Origin of the sequence: Zhihengliuella flava (assembly GCF_015751895.1) — a bacterium.
GTDB lineage: Bacteria > Actinomycetota > Actinomycetes > Actinomycetales > Micrococcaceae > Zhihengliuella > Zhihengliuella flava.
This window is the reverse complement of the sequence record NZ_JADOTZ010000001.1, coordinates 1,529,288-1,546,429: the sequence shown is the minus strand read 5'-3', so window position 1 is coordinate 1,546,429 and position 17,142 is coordinate 1,529,288. Positions and strand designations below refer to the sequence as shown.

Annotated in this window: 13 protein-coding genes; 10 read left to right on the top strand and 3 right to left on the bottom strand. The window is 68.1% G+C overall.

Annotation, left to right across the window (positions count from 1 at the left end):
- From aceB to IW252_RS07105, 3 genes are read left to right on the top strand one after another with little or no spacing between them, the layout of a single operon-like run.
- A complete protein-coding gene (gene aceB / locus IW252_RS07115) occupies positions 1–1,626 on the top strand; it encodes a malate synthase A (RefSeq protein WP_196835925.1) in 1,626 nt (541 codons plus the stop codon).
- The gene (locus tag IW252_RS07110; RefSeq protein ID WP_196835924.1) at positions 1,623–2,921 is read left to right on the top strand and encodes a DUF6986 family protein; all 1,299 of its coding nucleotides are present in this window, start codon (positions 1,623–1,625) and stop codon (positions 2,919–2,921) included. The genes aceB and IW252_RS07110 overlap by 4 nt, the downstream gene beginning before the upstream one ends.
- Positions 2,914–3,753: a bifunctional allantoicase/(S)-ureidoglycine aminohydrolase gene (locus IW252_RS07105; protein WP_196835923.1), complete on the top strand. Its 840-nt coding sequence runs from the start codon at positions 2,914–2,916 to the stop codon at positions 3,751–3,753. Before IW252_RS07110 ends, IW252_RS07105 begins: the two co-directional genes overlap by 8 nt.
- Positions 3,754–3,830: 77 nt before the next feature.
- Here the strand turns inward: IW252_RS07105 and IW252_RS07100 are convergent, their stop codons facing one another.
- On the bottom strand, positions 3,831–4,562 hold the full coding sequence (locus IW252_RS07100) for an aspartate/glutamate racemase family protein (protein ID WP_196835922.1): 732 nt from the start codon (positions 4,560–4,562) through the stop codon (positions 3,831–3,833).
- 8 nt (positions 4,563–4,570) lie between these two features.
- Positions 4,571–6,142: an NCS1 family nucleobase:cation symporter-1 gene (locus tag IW252_RS07095; protein WP_408065761.1), complete on the bottom strand. Its 1,572-nt coding sequence runs from the start codon at positions 6,140–6,142 to the stop codon at positions 4,571–4,573.
- A gap of 247 nt (positions 6,143–6,389) precedes the next feature.
- On the opposite strand from IW252_RS07095, the gene IW252_RS07090 reads away from it, so the two are divergent.
- The 5 genes from IW252_RS07090 to allB all read left to right on the top strand — a co-directional run bounded on the left by IW252_RS07090 (position 6,390) and on the right by allB (position 12,631).
- The gene (locus tag IW252_RS07090) at positions 6,390–7,181 is read left to right on the top strand and encodes a hydroxypyruvate isomerase family protein (RefSeq protein ID WP_196837163.1); all 792 of its coding nucleotides are present in this window, start codon (positions 6,390–6,392) and stop codon (positions 7,179–7,181) included.
- 30 nt (positions 7,182–7,211) lie between these two features.
- Positions 7,212–8,132 (top strand): 2-hydroxy-3-oxopropionate reductase, encoded by a 921-nt coding sequence (locus IW252_RS07085; RefSeq protein ID WP_196835921.1) that lies wholly within the window; start codon positions 7,212–7,214, stop codon positions 8,130–8,132.
- A gap of 37 nt (positions 8,133–8,169) precedes the next feature.
- A complete protein-coding gene (gene gcl, locus IW252_RS07080; protein WP_196835920.1) occupies positions 8,170–9,984 on the top strand; it encodes a glyoxylate carboligase in 1,815 nt (604 codons plus the stop codon).
- A gap of 8 nt (positions 9,985–9,992) precedes the next feature.
- Entirely contained in the window at positions 9,993–11,153 is a 1,161-nt protein-coding gene (locus IW252_RS07075) for a glycerate kinase (RefSeq protein WP_196835919.1), read from the top strand.
- Between the two features lie 146 nt (positions 11,154–11,299).
- On the top strand, positions 11,300–12,631 hold the full coding sequence (gene allB, locus IW252_RS07070; RefSeq protein ID WP_196837162.1) for an allantoinase AllB: 1,332 nt from the start codon (positions 11,300–11,302) through the stop codon (positions 12,629–12,631).
- Positions 12,632–12,729: 98 nt separating this feature from the next.
- On the opposite strand, the gene IW252_RS07065 is transcribed toward allB, so the two are convergent.
- Positions 12,730–13,203, bottom strand: coding sequence for a peroxiredoxin (locus IW252_RS07065; RefSeq protein WP_196837161.1), 474 nt, complete (start codon positions 13,201–13,203; stop codon positions 12,730–12,732).
- Between the two features lie 182 nt (positions 13,204–13,385).
- Between IW252_RS07065 and IW252_RS07060 the strand changes: the two genes are divergently transcribed.
- Entirely contained in the window at positions 13,386–15,134 is a 1,749-nt protein-coding gene (locus IW252_RS07060) for an ABC transporter ATP-binding protein (RefSeq protein WP_196835918.1), read from the top strand.
- Positions 15,134–17,140, top strand: coding sequence for an ABC transporter ATP-binding protein (locus tag IW252_RS07055; RefSeq protein WP_196835917.1), 2,007 nt, complete (start codon positions 15,134–15,136; stop codon positions 17,138–17,140). Before IW252_RS07060 ends, IW252_RS07055 begins: the two co-directional genes overlap by 1 nt.
- Positions 17,141–17,142: the final 2 nt, after the last annotated feature.

Here is a 17,142-nt window from a genome sequence, read left to right as displayed (position 1 = left end):
ATGACTATCACCGCCTACCCCGCCCCGACCGTCGCCGGCGGCGACTCCATTCTGACCCCGGACGCCTTGGCCTTCGTCGAGAAGCTGCACCAGCGCTTCGCGGCAACCCGGAGGGACCTGCTGGACGCACGCGTCGAGGCGCGCGCCCAGGCCGCGGCCAGCGGGACGCTGGACTTCCTGCCGCAGACCGCCTCCGTGCGTGAGGGCGACTGGACGGTCGCCGAGGCCCCCGCCGCGTTGCGGGACCGCCGCGTGGAAATCACCGGCCCGGCCAGCCCCGTCAAGATGGCGATCAACGCCCTGAACTCCGGGGCCAAGGTGTGGTTGGCCGACCTCGAAGACGCCTCCACCCCCAGCTGGCATAACGTCGTCGACGCCCTGAAGAACCTCACCGACGCCGCGCGTGGAACCCTCTCCTTCACCTCCCCCCAGGGCAAGACGTACACCCTGGTGCCGGAGGCGGAGCGCGCCGTCGTCGTCATGCGCCCCCGCGGCTGGCACCTGCCGGAAGCCCACGTGCGGGTGGATGGCGAGGATGCCGTGGGCGCGCTCGTGGACTTTGGCCTGCACTTCTTCCACAACGCCCGCCACCTCGCCGAGACCAAGCAGGGTCCGTACTACTACCTGCCCAAGCTTGAGTCCCACCTCGAGGCCCGTCTGTGGGACGAGGTCTTCACCTTCGCCGAGGCGGAGTTGGGGCTGGAGCACGGCACCATCCGGGCCACCGTGCTCATCGAGACCATCCCGGCCGCCTTCCAGATGGACGAGATCCTCTATGAACTGCGCGATCACGCCTCCGGCCTCAACGCTGGCCGGTGGGACTACCTCTTCAGCATCATCAAGTACTTCCGCGAGGCCGGTGCCGAGTTCGTGATGCCGGACCGTGCCGACGTCGCCATGACGGCGCCGATGATGCGCGCCTACACGGACCTGCTGGTGGCCACGTGCCATAAGCGTGGCGCGTTTGCGATGGGCGGCATGGCCGCCTTCATTCCGAACCGGCGCGAGCCGGACGTGACCGCCGCCGCGATCGACAAGGTGCGCGCGGACAAGACCCGTGAGGCCCAGGACGGCTTTGACGGTTCGTGGGTGGCGCACCCCGACCTCGTGCCCGTCTGCCGTGAGGTGTTCGACGCCGAGCTGGGCAGCGAGCCGAACCAGGTGGTCCGTCAGCGGGACGACGTCACCGTGACGGCCGAGCAGCTGCTCGACGTCGCCTCCGCGCCCGGGTCCGTCACCGAGGCGGGCCTGCGCGCCAACCTCTACGTGGCCGTGGCCTACACCGCCGTCTGGCTCTCCGGCAACGGTGCCGTCGCTATCCACAACCTGATGGAGGATGCGGCGACCGCAGAGATCTCCCGGTCCCAGGTGTGGCAGCAAATCCGTAACGAGGTGGTGGCCGCGGATACCGGCCGCACCATCACGGCCGAGCTGGTGGCCGGGATCCTCGAGGAGGAGACGCAGCGGTTGCGGGCCGAGGTTCAGGATGAGGAGCGCTTCACGGCGTACTACCAGCCGGCGGCCGATCTGATCGGCCGGCTGGTCTCCGGCCGGGACGAGGACTTCGAGGACTTTTTGACCCTGCCGGCCTACCGCCAGCTCACCGGCAAGGCGGTGCTCGCATGAGCCGCTCTCCCGTGGTGAGCGACGCGATGCTGGCCGGGTACGATCAACGCCTCGCCGCGGCGGACGAGCTCCTGGCGTCGGGATACCCGGGGGATGATGGCCGGCGCCAGCCCGTGCACACCGTATACATCCCAGGGGATCGCTACAGGGTGTCGATCGCGGCCGACTGGGGCCGTGCAGGCCTAGCCGCCGCCGACGAGGCCGGGGGGCTGGCCGAGCTGGCGCGGCGCACCGTACTGGGCAGCTCCGGCGAGGCGGCCGCGGCCGGCGCGCTAGCGGACCTCGTGGCTCGCAAGCTCGGCGACGAGCCCATCGAGGACCTGCGGATCGATTTCGAGGACGGATTTGGCGACCGCGGGGACCGGGCCGAGGACGAGGCCGTCGTCGCGGCGGCCCGCGCCGTCGCCCAGGACGTGGCGGCCGGGACCGCGCCGCCGTTCATCGGCATCCGGTTCAAGTCCCTCGAGGCGCCGACCCGGCGCCGTGGCCTGCGCACGCTGGACCTGTTCCTGAGCACCCTGCTCGAGGCTGGGCCGCTGCCGGAGTCGCTGGTGCTGACCCTGCCCAAGGTCACCTCCGTGGATCAGGTTCAAGTGATGGTCGACGTCGTCGAACACCTGGAACAGGCACACGGCTTGGCGCCGGGAACGCTGACGTTCGAGGTTCAGATGGAGACGCCCCAGCTGATTCTCGCCGATGACGGGACGGTGCCGAGCGCCCGCCTGCTGCACGCCGGGCGCGGTCGCGTGAGCAGCCTGCATTACGGCACGTACGACTATTCGGCCTCCCTGGGGATTGCCGCCGCGTACCAGTCCATGGAGCACCCGGCGGCCGACTACGCCAAGAACGTCATGCAGGTGGCCGTCGCCGGGACCGGTGTGCACCTTTCCGACGGATCGACCAACATCCTGCCCGTCGGCGATCCGGAGCACGTCCAGCAGGCATGGCAGCTGCACGCCCGCCTGGTCCGCCGCCACCTCGAGCGGGGGATCTATCAAGGCTGGGACCTGCACGCGGCGCAGCTGCCCACGCGGTTCCTCGCGACGTACGCGTTCTACCGGGACGGGTTCGCCGCGGCGGCGGCCCGCCTGCGCAACTACGTGCACCGCATTGAATCGTCCGTCATGGACGAGCCGGCCACTGCCCGGGCCCTGGCCAACTTCATTCGCCGCGGCCGCGCCTGTGGCGCCCTGACCACTGAGGAGATCGAGCGGGAGGCCGGCGTGGACGCGGCGACCCTGGACTCGATCGCACTCAACCGACCGATCACCGTAGAAGAGGGAACCCATGTCTGAGCTCGTGACCGAACGTACAACCGCCCCCGTCTATCAGGGGGCGACGGGCGGATTGCCCCCGCAGACCAACTTGCTCAGTGACCGGGCGGTGGTGACCGAGGCCTACACGGTGATCCCGCGGGGCGTGCTCCGGGACATCGTCACGTCCGTTTTCCCCGAATGGGAGGGCGCGCGGGCCTGGGTCCTGAACCGCCCGGTGGCCTCCGGCGCCACCACGTTCGCGCAGTCGATCGTGGAGGTCGCGCCCGGCGGAGGGTCCAAGCGGCCCGAGCCGCAGGCCGAGGTCGAGGGCTTTGTGTTCGTCCTCGCGGGCGAGTTGACGATCGCCGTTGACGGGGCCGAGCACGTGCTCGCCCCGGGCGGCTTCGCTTACCTGCCGGCGGGGGCGGCGTGGACCGCCGCGAACAACGGTGTGGAGCCCACCCAATTCCAGTGGATCCGCAAGCGGTACGAGCCGCTGAGCGGACACACGCCGCGCGTCGTCGTCGGCAACGAGCAGGACATTGAGCCGACGCCGATGCCGGATACCAACGGCGCGTGGCGGACCACGCGGATGCTCGATCCGGAGGATCTGGCCTTTGACATGCACGTGAACGTGGTGACGTTCGATCCGGGCGCCTCCATCCCCTTCGCGGAGACGCACGTCATGGAGCACGGCCTGTACGTCTTGGAGGGCAAGGCGGTGTACCGGTTGAACGACGACTGGGTGGAGGTGGAGGCCGGTGACTACATGTCCCTGCGGGCCTTCTGTCCGCAGGCTTGTTACGCGGGCGGGCCGTCGCGGTTCCGCTACTTGCTCTACAAGGACGTGAACCGGCAGATCGCTCTGTAAGAGGGCCGGCGACGCAGCGGGAGGGCCCGTGACCGAATCATTCGGTCACGGGCCCTCCTCGTGTTTCTTGCCGCGGTTTAGCGGCCCGACGTCGGCAGCGGCCACCCGGTGATCTGCTTGGGGCGCGGCGGCGCGTACGTGCGGGACTTCGAGGTGGACAGGCCCAACCGCACCAGCGACTCGGCCACCGTCACCGCGGCGCGCACGCCGTCGACGATGGGCACGCCGGTGGCGGCGGAGACGGCCTCCTCCAACTCGGCCATTCCGCCGCAACCGAGGCAGATCACTTCCGCGTGGTCCCGCTCCACGGCCTCGCGGGACTGGGCCACAATGGCCTCGACGGCGCGCTGAGGGTCCGACTCAAGCTCCAACACGCCCAATCCCGAGGCGCGCACCGAGGCGCACCGGGCATCGAGGCCGGCGAGTTTCAGGCGGTCCTCAATGAGTGGAACGGTGCGGTCCAGGGTGGTGACCACCGAATACTTGTGGCCGAGGTACATGGCCGTGGAGGCGGCGGCCTCGGTGATATCGACGACGGGGACGTCCAGCACTTCCTGGAGGCCCTCCCGGCCGTGCTCGCCGTAGCCGGCCTGAATGACGGCGTCGTACGGCTCCTGATAACTCGCCACGGCGTCCAAGACGCCCAAGGCGGCGAGATAGGACTCAAAATTCCCCTCGCACGAGTCCGCGCCGAAGCGCGGGGTGAGGCCAATGATCTCCGTATCAGCGGACGCGACGGCGCGGGCCGACGCGGCGATCGCCTCCGTCATGGAGGCCGTGGTGTTGACGTTGACGACGAGTAGGCGCATGGGACTCCTTAGTGGGTGCTGGCGACGGCGATGGGCTCGCCGGAGACGTCGGTGATGGGGGTGCGCCGGTCCGCGATGGAGAGGTAAACGACCGCGCCGAGCACGGAGCCGATGATCCAAGAGAACGCGGAGAGGGCGGCGAAGGCGGGCACGAACGCGAGCACCATGGCCGTCAGGGCCGTGGGGATCAGCGCGGCCACGGCGCGGGGGTTCACGCCGCGGCGGTAGTAGTACTCGGTCTGCGGGCGGTCACGGTAGAGGTCCGGGACGTTGACGCGCGCCCGGCGCAGCAGCCAGTAGTCGGCCATGATGATGCCGAACAAAGGGCCGAGCAGCGCGCCCAGACCGCCGAGGAAGTACGTAATGACGATCGGGGAGTTGTAGAGATTCCACGGCAGGATCAGCAGGCCCAAGAGACCGGAGACGAGGCCCGCGCGGCGGAAGTTCAACGTCTTGGGGAAGAGGTTGGACAGCGCGTAGATCGGGGCTACGAAGTTGGCCATGAGGTTCACGGCGATGGTCAGGATGAGCAACGCCAGGCAGGCCAAGACCAGGAGGAAGGTGTTCGGGACGGTCTGCACGATGTCCGCAGGCGACTCGATGACGGTCCCGTTGATCTTGAACTGTGCGCCAGCCAAGACCACCACGATGGCGCCGAAGAGCAGCATATTGATGGGGATGCCGTAGAAGTTGCCGCGAACGATCGCGCCCTTGGAGCTGGCGCCACGGGTGAAATCACAGAAGTTCAGGACGAAGGTTCCGTAGATCGACACCCACAGGGTGGCGCCGCCGAAGATCGCCAGCCACATGTCGAGGCCGGTCTTGGACTCTGGCGTGGACCAGGCGATGGATCCCTGGGCCTCGGTGAACATCCAGATCGCTAGCGCGGCCATGGTGACCAAGATGACCGGTCCGGCAAACGCCTCGTACTTGCGGATCATCTCCATCCCGTAGCTCACAATCACCAGCTGCAGGGCCCACAGGACGAGGAAGGACATCCAGCCGAGGGCGGAGAGCCCCCAGTAGTTGCTCTCATCGAACCGCGCGGCCGCAGGGACGACGGCGACGATCATGATGCGCAGCACCACGGAGGCGAGGTAGGTCTGGATGCCGAACCAGGCGATGGCGACGGCGCCGCGGATGAGCGCGGGGATCTGCGCTCCGTGAATGCCGAAGGAGATGCGGCTCATGACGGGGAACGGGACGCCCGTTTTCTCCCCCATGAACCCGGAGAGATTGAGCAGCAAGAACAGGAGGGCGCCGCCGAGCCCGAGGGCCAGCAGGATTTGCCAGCCGCCGAGTCCTAGGGCGAAGAGCCCAATGGCGAACCCGTAGTTGCCCAGACTGTGCACGTCATTAGCCCACAGCGTGAAGATGCTGTAGGCGTTCCACGTCCGGCCGCGCCGGCGGGTGGGGGCCAAGTCTTGGTTGTACAGGCCGGGGCTGAGTCCCAGCGGGTTGTTCTCCCGTGGGGCGCCGGTGGGGCTCTCGGCGTCGACGCCGGCGGGGTCCGCGGTCGATGCCATGCCGGTGGCGTCGCTGCCAGCGGCCGGGGGCATCGTGTGGTTCTGGGCAGTCATAGCAAGCCCTTCTGATCAGGCCGCGATGCGGCAGGAAAGTTTTCGCATTATGGAATGAAGATTCCAGATGTGGCGGTGTTAAGTAATCCGCATCACAGAGGAGGTGTCAAGAGTTTTTCGCATCGCGACAAGTTTCGGTCGTCATGCGAGAAGGCAAAGTGCTTGACAGGTGATGCGGACCACTTCTAAAGTTCTCATAAAGCAATAACTTGCTTCCATGATATGGAAATCTCTCAAGGAGGGTGCGATGTCCTACACCGTGAACTGCTCGATTCTGCTGACGGAGCTTCCGCTCTTGGAGCGCCCCGCCGCCGCGAAGGCCGCGGGATTCGACCAGGTGGAGTTTTGGTGGCCCTTCGCGGAGGCGGTCCCCGCCGACGTCGACGTCGACCGCTTCATCGGAGCCCTGGACGATGCCGGGGTGCGGCTGACCGGGCTGAACTTCCTGGCTGGAGACATGCCGGGCGGGGACCGGGGACTCGTGTCCTGGATCGGCCGCGACGTTGAGTTCCGGGACAACGTCGACGTGGTCGCCGGCATCGGCGAGGCCACGGGGTGCCGCCACTTTAACGCGCTGTACGGAAACCGTCAGGACGGTCAGGACCCCGCCGCTCAGGACGCGCTCGGGCTGGACAACCTCGTCGCCGCGGCTCGCGGCGTCGGCCGCATCGGCGGCACGGTCCTTCTCGAGCCGGTCTCCGGCACCGAGGCCTACCCGGTCAAGACGGCGCAGCACGCGCTGGAGATCATCTCCGCCACGCGCGCGGCCGGGGTGGACAACGTCCAACTGCTCGCGGACTTCTACCACCTGGCCGTCAACGGTGAAGACGTGGCCGCCGTGATTGAGCAGCATGCTCACCAGTTTGGTCACATTCAGATCGCCGATAACCCGGGCCGCGGCGCACCCGGCACCGGCGAGCTACCGCTGGGGGAGTGGGTGACCCGCAGCCGCGAGCTGGGCTACTCCGGCCCCATTGGCCTGGAGTACAAGGCCGCCCACGACGACGCCTTCGGCTGGCTCATCCGCCAGCCCGCCTGAGCTACCCCTCGATTTCTTTAGGAGCATCACATGAGCAAGAACATCGCCTTCATCGGACTCGGCATCATGGGGCTGCCCATGGCCAAGAACCTGGTCTCCGCGGGCTTCGCCGTCACCGGCTACAACCGCAGCCCGGGCAAGGCCGCCGAGCTGGAGCAAGCCGGCGGACGCGCCGCCGCGAACATCCGTGAGGCCGTCGCCGACGCCGACGTCGTCATCACCATGGTCCCGGACTCCCCAGACGTGGAGGCCGTGGTCACGGGGGAGAACGGGGTCTTTGCGAACGCCAAGGAGGGTGCGCTGTGGATCGACAACTCCACGATCCGCCCCGACGTGGCCGTGCGCTTGGCCGAAGAGGCCCGCGCCGCGGGCCTGCGGCCGCTCGACGCCCCGGTGTCTGGTGGCGAGGCCGGGGCCGTGGACGGCGTGTTGTCCATTATGGTCGGCGGCGAGCGGGAGGACTTTGACGCCGCCGCCGAGGTCTTCGCCGGCGTCGGCAAGACGATCGTCCACGTGGGCCCAGCCGGCTCCGGGCAGACCGTGAAAGCGGCCAACCAGCTGATCGTGGCCGCGAACATCCAGGCCCTCTCCGAGGGCGTGGCTTTCCTCGAGGCGTACGGCGTGGACACCGCCGCCGCCCTGTCCGTCCTCGGCGGCGGGCTCGCCGGTTCCAAGGTCCTCGACCAGAAGGGGCAGAAGATTCTGGACCGAGACTTTACTCCGGGATTCCGCTTGGCCCTGCATCACAAGGACATGGGAATCGTGACCTCCGCGGCCCGCGAGGCCGGCGTCGTCCTGCCCCTCGGGTCACTAGTGGCGCAACTGGTGGCCTCCACCGTCGCCACGGGCGACGGCGGACTGGACCACTCCGGCCTGTTCCGCGGCGTGCAGCGCAGCGGCGGCACCCTCGCGGCAGACGCCAGCACCGAACCGACGCCGACCACCGCCTGATGGGCCGGCCGGTCCACCCCGTAGCAAGGAGCACACCATGACCCGCATGCGCGCAGTAGACGCCATCACCCTGATTCTGGAAAAGGAGGGCGCCACCGAGGCCTTCGGGCTGCCTGGCGCCGCGATCAACCCTCTGTATTCGGCCATGAAGGCCCACGGCGGCATCCGCCACACCCTGCACCGTCACGTCGAGGGTGCCTCCCACGCAGCGGACGGCTACTCCCGGGCCACCGGCGGGATCGGCGTCTGCATCGGCACGTCCGGGCCGGCCGGGACGGACATGATCACCGGGCTCTACGCGGCGATCGCCGACTCGATCCCCATGCTGTGCATCACCGGGCAGGCGCCCACCTCCGTGCTGCACAAGGAGGACTTCCAAGCGGTGGACATCGAGTCGATCGCCAAGCCCGTGACGAAGTTCGCCTCCACCATCCTGGAACCAGGGTTGGTCCCCGGCACGTTCGCGAAGGCCTTCCAGGTCATGCGCTCCTCCCGGCCAGGGCCGGTGCTGCTGGACCTGCCGCTGAACGTGCAGTTGGCCGAGATCGAGTTCGACATCGACGCCTACGAGCCGCTGCCGCCCCTGCGCCCGCAGGCCACGCGCGCCCAGGCGGAGAAGATCCTCGACCTGCTGGTCCAGGCGAAACGCCCGCTGCTGATCGCTGGCGGCGGCGTGATCAATGCCAACGCGTCCGAGCTGCTGGTGGAGCTGGCCGAAGAGCTGAACCTCCCCGTCTCCCCGACCCTCATGGGATGGGGCGCCATCGCCGACGATCACCGCCTGCAGGCCGGCATGGTGGGCATTCAGACGCACACCAAGTATGGCAATGACACGTTCCTGGCCTCTGACTTTGTCCTCGGGATCGGCAACCGCTGGGCCAACCGCCATACCGGCGATTTGGAGACCTACCGGCGGGGCCGCACCTTTGTGCACGTAGACATTGAGCCGACGCAGATCGGGCGCGTCTTCAGCCCGGATCTGGGGATCGTTTCCGATGCCGGGGCCGCCCTGGAGCAACTGCTGGCCGCCGCCAAGCAGCGCAAGGCCGACGGGACGCTGCCGCAGTACGGCGCGTGGGCGGACGAGTGCACGGCCCGCAAGGGCACCGGGCACCGTAAGACGAACTTCGAGAACATCCCGATCAAGCCGCAGCGCGTCTACCAAGAGATGAACGCCGCCTTCGGCCAGGACACCACGTATGTCTCCACCATCGGCCTGTCCCAGATCGCCGGGGCGCAGATGCTGCACGTGTTTGGCCCGCGTCAGTGGATCAACGCCGGCCAGGCCGGACCCTTGGGGTGGACCGGACCCGCCGCCCTGGGCGTGGTCCGCGGCAAGCCAAACCAGCGCGTGGTCGCCTTGTCTGGTGACTACGATTTCCAGTTCATGATCGAGGAGCTGGCCGTCGGCGCGCAGTTCAAGCTGCCGTACATCCACGTGGTGGTCAACAACTCCTACCTGGGGCTCATCCGCCAGTCCCAGCGCGCGTTTGAGATGGATTACCACGTGTCTCTGGCGTTCGAGAACATCAACTCCCCGGAGACCAATGGCTACGGCGTCGATCACGTGAAGGTTGCCGAGGGCCTAGGCTGCAAGGCCGTCCGCGTTGAGGACCCGGCCCGGCTGGCCGAGGGCTTCGCGGAGGCTGGCCGACTGGCGGAGGAGCATCAGGTGCCCGTGGTGGTTGAGGTCATTCTGGAGCGCGTCACCAACATTTCCATGGGCGCCAGCTTGGACGCCGTCAACGAGTTCGAGGAATTGGCCGGTTCGGCCGAGGACGCCCCGACCGCGTTGGTCCCGCTGGCCGCGGCCCAGGATGCGACGGCCGAACCCGTCGGCGCGGGCGTCTGAGGCCTGCCGTGGACGTGCTCATCGCCCCGGACAAGTTCAAGGGCACCCTCGCCGCGGCCGACGTCGCCGCCGCGGTGGCCTCCGGCCTGCAGGAGAGCCTGCCGCAGGCGCGGACCACCGCTGTTCCGGTGGCCGACGGCGGTGAGGGAACCGTGGCGGCTGCGCTCAGCGCCGGATACCGCGCGGTGAGTCGCGCCGTCACCGGGCCACTTTCCGCCACGGTGGAGGCCAGCTTCGCGGTGTCGGGACATACCGCCGTCGTGGAGCTGGCCGCCGCCTCGGGGCTGGACCTGGTGCCCGCCAAGGCGCGGGACGCCGGGGCGGCGACCAGCCGGGGGACGGGCGAGCTCATCGGCGCTGCGCTCGATGCCGGCGCCCGCCGCATCATTCTCGGCGTCGGCGGCAGCGCTTGTACGGACGGCGGAGCGGGTCTGCTGAGCGCCCTCGGCGTACGCCTGCTGGACGCCCGTGGCCGTGTACTGCCCGACGGCGGCGCCGCGCTCAACGATTTAGCGTGCGTTGACGTCTCCGGGCTCGACCCGCGGTTGGAGGGGACGGAGGTCGTCCTCGCCAGCGACGTGGATAACCCGCTGCTCGGCGCGCGCGGCGCGGCCGCCGTGTTCGGTCCTCAGAAGGGCGCGAGCCCCGAGGATGTGCGCGTGCTCGAATCCGGGCTGGCGCGCCTGGTCGACGTGTTGGAGCGGGTGGCCGGACCGGAGCCGGCGGCCGCAGCTAAGGCTCCGGGGGCGGGCAGTGCGGGCGGCGTCGGTTTCGCCGCCCTGGCGCTCTTGTCCGCCACGCGTCGCCGCGGGATCGAGGTGGTCATGGAGCTGACCGGGTTCGACGCGGCGCTCGCCGCGGCCGACGTCGTCATCACCGGCGAGGGGCGCCTCGACGCCCAGACGCTGGAGGGCAAGGCCCCCGCTGGCGTCGCGGCCGCCGCGGCCGCGCGGGGTCTGCCCGTCTATGCCGTGTGCGGGCGGCGCGATCTCGACGCGCAGGCACTGACGGCGGCCGGTATCACCGCTGCGCTGGCCCTCACGGACGTGGAGCCGGACGTCGCCGCGTGCTTGGCCAATCCGGCCCCGCTGCTGCGGGAGCTCGGCCGGAGGATCGGCGCGCAGATCGCCGCCGGTGACCGCGAGCCCCTGCCCGCATTGCACCCCTAATCCGTCCCGCGGAGCCGGTTCAGATTGAGCGCGCTCGCGCGAACTCGCATGATAGATCACAGGCCCCACGGGGCCGCGAAACAAAGGAGACAGCCTTGAGCATCGAGACCGGCGCCGCAGCGCCGCCCGCCGCAGCGGGCCAGACCATGTTTGATCTGGTGATTCGGGCCGAGAGGATCGTGACACCGCACGGCACCGTGGCCGGTGAGGTGGGCATCCGCGACGGGCGCTTTGCCGCCGTCGAACCCGCCGGCGCCCAGCTGCCCGGGGCCGAGACGCTCGATGTGGGGGCCGAGCAGGTCCTGATTCCCGGCCTCGTGGACACTCACGTGCACGTGAACGAGCCGGGACGCACCGAGTGGGAGGGCTTCGATTCGGCCACCCGAGCCGCCGCGGCCGGTGGCGTCACCACGCTGATCGACATGCCGTTGAACTCCATTCCGCCCACCGTGGACGTGCCGGCGCTGGAGGAGAAGCGGGCGGTGGCCGGACCTCAGGCCCACATCGACGTGGGCTTCTGGGGCGGGGCCGTTCCGGGCAACACCGCGGAGCTACGCCGCCTGCATGAGGAGGGCGTCTTCGGCTTCAAGTGCTTCCTGCTGCACTCCGGGGTGGACGAGTTCCCTCCGCTGTCACCCGATGAGATGGAACGGGATCTGGCCGAGCTGGCGGAGATCGGCTCGATGATGATTGTTCACGCTGAGGACGCCTCCACGATCGACGGCGCCCCGCCCGCCGAGGGCCGTGAGTACGACCGTTTCCTCGCCTCGCGCCCGCGCTCGGCGGAGAACATCGCGATCGCCGAGGTGATTGAGCGGGCACGCCGCACCGGGGCTCGCGCCCACATCCTGCACCTCTCCTCCTCCGATGCGCTGCCGATGATCGCGGAGGCCAAGCGCGACGGCGTCCGCCTGACGGTGGAGACCTGCCCGCACTACCTGACGCTGCTCGCGGAGGAGATCCCGGCTGGAGGCACCGCGTTCAAGTGCTGCCCGCCGATTCGTGAGGAGGCCAACCGGGAGCTGCTGTGGCAGGGCCTGGAGGACGGGACGATCGACTTCATCGTCTCCGACCACTCCCCGTCCACCGTGGACCTCAAGCACGTGCAGACCGGTGACTTCGGCACCGCGTGGGGCGGCGTGGCCTCCCTGCAGTTGGGCCTGTCCCTGATCTGGACCGAAGCGAAGAAGCGCGGGATCACCCTGGAGCGCGTTCTCGAGTGGATGTCCTCCCACCCGGCCCAGTTCGCCGGGCTCGAGCGCAAAGGCAAGATCGAGGTGGGAGCGGACGCCGACTTCGCCGTGTTCTCGCCCGAGGCCACGCAGACCATCGATGTCACGCGCCTGCACCACCGCAACCAGATCTCTCCGTACGACGGGCGTGAGCTGGCCGGTGAGGTCAGTGGCACGTGGGTGCGCGGCGGCCAAGTGGACTTCCAGACGCCGCGCGGGCGCCTGCTCCGCCGCGGGGAGGCCTAGCCGGGCCGTTTCCGGTGACTCGGGCAGAGAGCGGGGGCGCCACCTGTGACCACACAGGATGCGCCCCCGCTCCGTTGGGTGCCCTCGCCCGGGGGCGGTCAGGCGCCTAACGTGCGGCGCAATTGGGCGACGTGCCCCTGGGCGTCTACGCGGTACTGCGCGTGCTGCACCCGGTGATCTTCGTCCAGTACCACGGTGCTGCGCAGGACGCCCGTGATCTGCTGGCCGCCGAGTTCCTTGGCCCCGTAGGCGCCGTATGCGCGGGCGACGGCGGAGTCGGGATCGGACAGCAGTGGGAACGTGAGCGACTGGTCTGCGGCGAACGCCTCGAGGTCCGCCACGGGGTCGGGGGAGACCCCGACGACGTCGTACCCGGCGGCCGCGAGGGCCGAGAGGCTGTCGCGGAAGTCGCAGGCCTCCGTTGTGCAGCCGGGCGTGGCGGCGCGGGGGTAGAAGTAGACGACGACGCGGCGGCCCGCGTAGTCGGCCAGCGCCACGGTGGTGCCGCCCGTGGCCCGCAGTGCGAAGTCTGGGGCGGCGTCGCCCGGGGTGAGGTGCGGCGTATCTGCCATCGATCCTCCTCGATAGATTTTCATGATGCGATATTGCAGTTTCATGATACGAATAATGTGATCCTAAGTACAGGGCAGTTCATCCTTGGGGTGGATGCCGGCGACGCACCGCGGGGCTAAAGTACACAGTTGCCCCACCACACCAAGCAGCCCGGGGCGTCGTGTAGAAAGACTGACTCCCCATGCTCCTGCGACTCATCGCGCAGTACTCGAAGCCCTATAAGCGGTGGATTTTTGCCGTGTTCGCCCTGCAGCTGGCGACCACGATGGCCACGCTCTATCTACCCAGCCTCAATGCGGACATCATCGACACCGGCGTGGTGACCGGGGACATCGACTACATCTGGTCCACCGGGGCCGTCATGCTCGGCGTCGCTGGTCTGCAGGTGATCACGGCGGTGGGCGCCGTCTACTTCGGTGCCAAGACGGCCATGGCTATCGGCCGGGACCTGCGCCGGGGCGTGTTCCATTCCGTGGCGCGCTTCTCTGCGCGGGAGGTCAACCAGTTCGGCGCGCCGACCCTCATCACCCGCGGCACCAACGACGTGCAGCAGGTGCAAATGCTGGTGCTCATGGGGCTGAATTTCATGATCAACGCCCCCATCATGTGCATCGGTGGGGTGATCATGGCGCTCCAGGAGGATCCGGGCCTGTCGTGGCTGGTGTGGGTCTCCGTGCCCATTCTGCTCGTGGTCGTCGGCTTCCTCGTGGTGAAGCTGATGCCGTTGTTCCGGACGATGCAGGACCGCATCGACGGGATTAACGGGGTGCTGCGGGAACAGATCACGGGCATCCGCGTGGTCCGCGCGTTCGTCCGCGAGCCCTATGAGACGCAGCGGTTTGACGAGGCCAATGAGCGGCTGACGGAGACGGGCGTCAAAGTCGGTCAGTACTTTGTGCTCATGTTCCCGCTGATCAGCCTGATCCTGCACCTCGCCACGGCGGCGGTGTTGTGGTTCGGCGGGCATCGGGTCGAGGCCGGCGACATCCAACCCGGCGCCCTGACCGCGTTCCTGCAGTACCTGCTGCAGATCCTCATGGCCGTCATGATGGGCACGTTCATGGCCATGATGGTGCCGCGAGCCATGGTGTGCGCGGAACGCATCGGCGAGGTCCTCGACGTCGAACCCTCCCTCACGGACCCGGCCGGCGGCGCCGCGCTGCCCACGCAGGGCGACGGCGTCGTCACCGGGAAGGTCGAGTTCGCCGGGGTGACCTTTGGATATCCCGGGGCGGAGGAGCCCGTCCTGAAGGACGTCACCTTCACCGCCGAGCCCGGACAAACGACGGCGATCATCGGGTCCACGGGCGCCGGAAAATCGACCCTCCTGAACTTGGTGCCTCGGCTGTATGACGCCCAAGCCGGCAGCGTGCGGATCGACGGCGTCGACGTGCGGGAACTGGACCGGCAGGCGCTCGCTGCCGCCGTGGCCGCGGTCCCGCAGAGGCCCTACCTGTTCTCCGGAACCGTGGCCTCCAATCTGCGCTACGGTGCGCCGGACGCCAGTGACGATGAGCTGTGGGAGGCCCTGCGGATTGCCCAAGCGGAGGACTTTGTGCGTGCGGCTGACGGCGGCCTCGAGATGCCGATCTCCCAGGGTGGAACCAACGTCTCCGGCGGGCAGCGGCAGCGGCTGTGCATCGCGCGTGCGCTGGCCTCCCGCCCGTCCGTCTACCTCTTTGACGACTCCTTCTCAGCCCTCGACGTCACGACCGACGCCCGGCTGCGCCAGGCCCTGCGGCGCGAGGTCTCGGAGGCGACGGTGCTGATGGTGGCACAGCGTGTGGCCACCATTACCGAGGCGGACCAGATCCTGGTGCTCGACGACGGGGCGATCGTCGGCCGGGGCACGCACGCCGAGTTGTTGGAAACGAATGCGACGTACCAAGAGATCGTCGAGTCCCAGATGTCCGCAGAGGAGAGCGCCTGATGGCCGAGCAGAAGCAGAAGCGCGGCGACGACGTCGAGCTGACGGACGAGGACCTGAACGTCTCCATGGACGACGGGTTCGGGGAGATGGCCCCTCCGCGCAAGGCCAAGGACTTTTGGCCCTCCGCCAAGCGATTGATGGGCCTGCTAGCCCCGGAGAAGGCCTTGCTGTCCGTGGTGCTGCTGTTTATCGGCATCGCCGTGGTGCTCAACGTGGTGGCGCCCAAGGTCTTGGGTCAGGCCATGGATGTCATTTTTGCCGGCTACATCGGCGGGCAGATGCCGGCCGGGGTGACGCAGGAGCAGATCATCGCCGGGCTCCAGGCCGAGGGGCAGACGGATCAAGCGCAGATGATCGCCACGATGGAACTCGTGCCCGGAACCGGGATCGATTTCCAGAAGCTGGCCGTCATCATCGCGATCGTGCTCGCCATGTACTTCGTTGCGAATACGTTCATGTGGGCCCAGGGTTTCATCCTCAACAAGCTGGTCATGCGCGTGGTCTACACGCTGCGGCGCGACGTCGAAACCAAGCTCAACCGGCTGCCGCTGAATTACTTTGACACCCGCCAGCGCGGCGATGTGCTCTCCCGGGTGACCAACGACGTCGACAATATCCAAAACGCGCTACAGCAGGCGTTCGCTCAGTTGCTCCAAGCGCTGCTGACCGTCATCGGCATCGTCATCATGATGTTCGTGGTCTCCTGGCAGCTCGCGCTGATTGCCCTCATCGCGCTACCGCTGTCCGCAGTGGCGGCCGGGTTGATCGGCGTGCGCTCGCAGAAGAAGTTCAAACACCAGTGGAAAGCCACCGGAACCCTCAATGGCCACATCGAGGAGTCCTTTTCCGGCCATGACCTGATGAAGGTGTTCGGGCGTGAGGACGTCGCGCTGAAGAACTTTGACGAGAAGAATGAGGACCTCTTCCGCGCCTCCTTCGGTGCACAGTTCCTCTCCGGGTCTATTTTCCCGGTGATGCAGTTCATCTCCTACCTGGCCTACGTGGGCATCGCCGTCATGGGTGGGCTGCGCGTGGCCTCGGGTCAGATGACCCTCGGCGACGCCACCGCCTTCATCCAGTACTCGCGAGAGTTCACGCAGCCACTGGGGCAAATAGCCGGCATGGCGCAGATGCTGCAGTCCGGCGTCGCGTCCGCGGAGCGGACGTTCGAGCTGCTGGACGCCGAGGAGCAGGACGAGGAAGACGCTTCGGAGCACCTGCCGGAACGCGCCGACGGCCACGTGCAGTTCCGTCACGTGTCCTTCTCCTACACCCCCGACCGTCCGCTCATCGAGGACCTCTCTCTCGAGGCGGACCCGGGCCACACCGTGGCGATCGTCGGCCCGACCGGGGCGGGTAAGACGACTCTGGTCAACCTCGTGATGCGGTTCTACGAGCTCGACGGCGGGGCCATTACGCTCGACGGCGTCGATATCACGCGCTTGTCCCGGGCCGAGCTCCGTTCGACGGCGGGCATGGTGCTGCAGGACGCGTGGCTCTTCAAGGGGTCGATCCGGGAGAACATCCGCTACGGGCGTCTGGACGCCACCGATGAGGAGGTCTACGCCGCGGCGGAGGCGACCTATGTGGATCGTTTTGTCCGGGCGCTGCCGGACGGCTACGACACGGTGATTGATGATGAGGGCACCAACGTTTCCGCCGGTGAGCGCCAGCTCATCACGATTGCGCGGGCGTTTTTGGCGGACCCGTCCTTGTTGATCTTGGACGAGGCCACGTCCTCCGTCGATACCCGCACTGAGGTGTTGGTGCAGCAGGCCATGAAGGCGCTGCGCACGGACCGGACCAGCTTTGTGATCGCCCACCGGCTCTCGACCATTCGGGACGCGGACACGATTCTGGTCATGGAGGCCGGGCGCATCGTGGAACAGGGAAATCATGAGGCGCTCATCGCCGCGGAGGGGGCCTACTACCGGCTTTATCAGAGCCAGTTCGCGGGCCCCGCGGAGGACCCGGATGCGGTCACCGGCTCGATTCCTGCCGTATAGGT